This is a genomic window from Desulfobacula phenolica, assembly GCF_900105645.1.
In the GTDB taxonomy this organism is placed as follows: Bacteria; Desulfobacterota; Desulfobacteria; order Desulfobacterales; family Desulfobacteraceae; genus Desulfobacula; species Desulfobacula toluolica.
Genome location: NZ_FNLL01000038.1, coordinates 1 through 3,909, shown reverse-complemented (window position 1 = coordinate 3,909; position 3,909 = coordinate 1). Strand labels below are relative to the sequence as shown.

Below are 3,909 nucleotides of genomic sequence, written 5' to 3'. Positions count from 1 at the left end.
AGTTAAAAATATCTGTTTGGGAGGTTCTCTATGCTTCTACTACAATTTTTACACCTTACAAATTCCTTTTTTTTTCTAACCGCGGGGTTTGGGGGATTTTCATGTTCCAGGCGGCTGCGCCGCCTGGAACGCGGTGCTGACTTCGTCCAGCCCCTGGTCCCGGTGCCTTGCGCCGGAACCAGGAGCTGGACCGGTCAGCACCGCGTTCACCAGCTCAAAAAAGTATTTACCATCGGATTGGGATGATGCTAAAATGATTTAATTGTTCTCCTGTTTTTTTGCTTAAACATCTTAGGTGTCATTGAAAAAATCTCTCTAAAATCCTTATAAAATGATGACAAGGAGTCATAACCGCATGAAAATGCAATACTTGTTATTGTCTCGGAAGAATTGCTCTCACAAAGTTTTAATGCCGATTGGAAAATCCGGTATAGTTTCAGATATTCAAAGATTGATACTTTCAGGTCTTCTTTAAAAATTCTGGAAATGTGTCTATCCGAATAATGGAGAACATTTGTAACCTCAGAAAGCGTGAGTTTCTTTTCAAAGTTGTTTTCAATATATTCAGTAATTTTTCTATTTTCAGGATTTCGGGGAACAGGAATATGAGTTAGACTGGATTTAAAATGAATCTCTTTTTTCATTAATTCAAGCAACAGGTTTAAACATTGAAGGCTTATGCCATCAGTTTTATTTTGAGATAGGTTGATCCTGTTAAAAAGAGCAACGCCCAGTTCGCTCATATCAAAAATAACAATTTCATTTATAGCGGGGTTGAAAAGGTTCTCATCCAGATAGATTGATTTATAGTTTACGATTGTTCCCATTACGCTGGATCGATGGGGAAGACCAGCAGGAATGAATGCTGTCATATTACTGAATAATGGTTGCTTTTCTTTTTCTTCCACAAGTAGTGTAATACCTGTACTTATTCTTAAAAACTGATGGCATGAGTGGTAATGCAGATCTTCAGTTGAGTATTCTTTGAGAGTTCCCTCCAAAATAAATGCTGGGGTTAAATTTGGTTTTAAAGGTATTTCAATCAATTTGTCCATATTGCATATTAATATGTCATTTATTCGGATGCAAGAAGTAATTATTTTCTTTATTTTAGGTTTTAAAAGTAATCCAAAGTAAAAAGGATATGATTATGGAAAAAGTAATTATAGGACAAAATGGACCAGAAGTGTCTTCAGTTGGTCTTGGCTGTATGGGAATGAGTGAATTTTATGGTGGCACTGATGATGAAAATTCGAAAAAAGTAATTTTAAGTGCCCTTGAAAATGGTGTAACAATGATAGATACAGCAGATACATATGGAGATGGCCATAATGAAAGGTTGATATCAGATGTTATTAAAAAGTGGGGGAAACGTGTTTGTATCGCGACAAAATTTGGCATTGTCCGAAAACCTGGCTCGTATGAAAGGGAAATCTGTGGCAGGCCCCAATATGTCAGGCAGGCTGTTGAAAAAAGTCTCAAGCGATTAGATATAGAAACAATTGATCTTTATTATATTCACAGAATTGATACCACTGTTCCTGTTGAAGATACAGTCGGCGCAATGTCAGACCTTGTCAGAGAAGGTAAAATTAAGTACATAGGTCTTTCCGAGGCTTCTGTGAAAACAGTTTTAAAAGCACACGCAGTACACCCGATAACCTGTGTTCAATCCGAATATTCGCTTTTTACAAGAGACGTTGAAGATATTTCTAATACCTGCTTTAAGAAAAAATGGTATTGGACTTGTATCGTACAGCCCTCTTGGACGAGGTTTACTAACAGGAAATTTAACAAAAGAATCTATGGAACATGATGGTGACCTAAGAAAATATCTGCCCAGAACTTCAGCCGAAAATTACGATACCAATATGGCTCTTGTAAACGCTCTTAAAAAAATTGCTGATTCAAAAGAAATCAATCTCTCTCAACTTGCATTAGCATGGATACTATCCAAAGGTGATGATATAGTCCCTATTTCTGGGACTAGGAATGTTAAGTATCTTATGGATAATATTAATGCAGCTAAAGTTCACCTTAACGATGATGATATAAAAGAAATTGAAACCATTATTTATCCAGGTGCAGTCAAAGGTGAAAGGTATACAAGTGAAGGAATGAAAGGGGTCAATTGCTAGTTAATTTAGGGATGGATTATCAATTGTGAAAAAAATAAAGCTTTTTCATTTATGCATTGCCCTAATATGGTTTACACTATTTTATGCCACACTGGGATGTGCGACCCAGAAGGGAGGAGTTATTCATTTGGGACAAGAAAAAAACAGTGCGGATTCAAAATCCGAATCAAAAAAGCCAGGGCATCACACAGAGAGCGGATTTGAAAATTTTCCGGTTGTGCAAATGGTGGACAAATCAGGCCCTGCATTCTATCTGCGAAGGTTCTGGCATTCAATATTTCTTCATGATGTTCCAGATGTTCATTATTTATCAGAGACCCAAGCAATAAATCTAAGAGACTCTATATCGGGCGATAATATAACATGGATTGGGCATACAACATTTTTAATAAGAATCTCCGGGATGACAATTTTAACAGATCCCTTCTTTTCTAAATATGCCAGTCCTTTTTCCTGGGGGGGACCAAAAAGGATGCTACCACCTGGTATCTCCCTGGATAATTTGCCCCCAATCGATATCATTTTAGTCTCTCATAATCACTATGACCATTTGGATGATGTGACAATTCGAAAATTGCAGGATAAAGATAAGATTCAGGTCGTTGTCCCACTTGGGCTCAAATCGTTTTTTAAAGAGCGTGGATATACTCATGTCAGTGAACTCGATTGGTACGATGAAATAAAAATTAATGATATTAAATTTTCATCTTTACCTGCTGTCCACCACTCAGGTCGAAATCTCAGCGATCACAATAAAACATTATGGTCGTCATGGGCAATTAGCAGTTCTAATAAAAAATTGTATTTCTCTGGTGATTCAGCGTATTCAGATAATATTTTTAAAAAAATTGGTGAAGAATTTGGCCCATTTGATTATGCTTTTGTTCCCATTGGCGCCTATGAGCCCAGGAAAACAATGAAAATACACCATATGAACCCAGAGGAAGCTATTATAACTGGAAAAGATTTGCAAGCAATGACTTTGATTGCATCCCATTGGGGAACAATCAATTTGTCTGATGAGCCAGCATGGGAACCCCCAAAACGATTTCATAAAGCTGGTATTGATAACGGGTTGATGGAGAACAACCTTTGGGTTATGAAAATTGGAGAAACTCGTCCTCTTGCAGAATAATGCAGGGTAAAAAAGACAGCCATTGAATGATACGAATAAATAGAAGAAATTTCTTCGAGTTCGGGAGTCAAAATTGGACGCTTACAGGGGGTCAATTTTAGAATTGCCTTCGCTTACAAGAAAATGCCAACAAATATTCATGACCACATTCTTCACAACGGACCCTGGCAAATCCCATATGAAGATCATCGCAGTCCAGGTATTTGAAAATCACAGTCATGACGTATGTCCGCCAGAAACCATATCGGGAAGCATACATGTTGTCATCCCATGCACGTTCCAGATCTTCAAAATGATTTTCAAAGCACTTGTAATACGCGCTTGCTTTAGGATTGCGCGGCTGATAAACATCATAACCATATGCTGTCGACTGAGCCATAGCGAAATCGAGACTTGTGATAAAATTTTTGTGTATGTCTGGTTGGAAATCAAACCTGGGAATAGAGGATAAAATATTTGTTGAAAAATACAACAATATGATGAAAATTATAAACACACGAGTAATGACTGTTTAACAAAAACATGCTGACGGGTAAACCGCAGATGTTTGTGAACCGCGCGGTCAGAACAAAAGTTATGTGCAATTAGAAGGTGTCTGAAGTAAAAAAACAAGACAAGCTCCGTTTAATAACGAAC

6 protein-coding genes are annotated in these 3,909 nt (G+C 37.4%); 4 read left to right on the top strand and 2 right to left on the bottom strand.

Features of this window, described 5'->3' with window-relative positions; all coding sequences use genetic code 11:
* Positions 1-30 precede the first annotated feature (30 nt).
* Positions 31-246: a hypothetical protein gene (locus BLT94_RS22125; protein WP_092238805.1), complete on the top strand. Its 216-nt coding sequence runs from the start codon at positions 31-33 to the stop codon at positions 244-246.
* Positions 247-248: 2 nt separating this feature from the next.
* Here BLT94_RS22125 and BLT94_RS21560 read toward each other — a convergent pair whose 3' ends face one another.
* Positions 249-1,046, bottom strand: coding sequence for an AraC family transcriptional regulator (locus BLT94_RS21560; protein WP_175530454.1), 798 nt, complete (start codon positions 1,044-1,046; stop codon positions 249-251).
* A 104-nt stretch (positions 1,047-1,150) separates the two neighbouring features.
* Here BLT94_RS21560 and BLT94_RS21555 point away from each other — a divergent pair, with 104 nt between their 5' ends.
* The 3 genes from BLT94_RS21555 (at position 1,151) to BLT94_RS21550 (ending at position 3,273) form a co-directional block, all read left to right on the top strand.
* Positions 1,151-1,816: an aldo/keto reductase gene (locus BLT94_RS21555; RefSeq protein ID WP_245743222.1), complete on the top strand. Its 666-nt coding sequence runs from the start codon at positions 1,151-1,153 to the stop codon at positions 1,814-1,816.
* Positions 1,701-2,138: an aldo/keto reductase gene (locus tag BLT94_RS22455; protein ID WP_245743221.1), complete on the top strand. Its 438-nt coding sequence runs from the start codon at positions 1,701-1,703 to the stop codon at positions 2,136-2,138. The genes BLT94_RS21555 and BLT94_RS22455 overlap by 116 nt, the downstream gene beginning before the upstream one ends.
* 127 nt (positions 2,139-2,265) lie before the next feature.
* Positions 2,266-3,273 (top strand): MBL fold metallo-hydrolase, encoded by a 1,008-nt coding sequence (locus BLT94_RS21550; RefSeq protein WP_217641266.1) that lies wholly within the window; start codon positions 2,266-2,268, stop codon positions 3,271-3,273.
* A gap of 97 nt (positions 3,274-3,370) precedes the next feature.
* On the opposite strand, the gene BLT94_RS21545 is transcribed toward BLT94_RS21550, so the two are convergent.
* The gene (locus BLT94_RS21545) at positions 3,371-3,652 is read right to left on the bottom strand and encodes a transposase zinc-binding domain-containing protein (RefSeq protein WP_407641575.1); all 282 of its coding nucleotides are present in this window, start codon (positions 3,650-3,652) and stop codon (positions 3,371-3,373) included.
* Positions 3,653-3,909 lie beyond the last annotated feature (257 nt).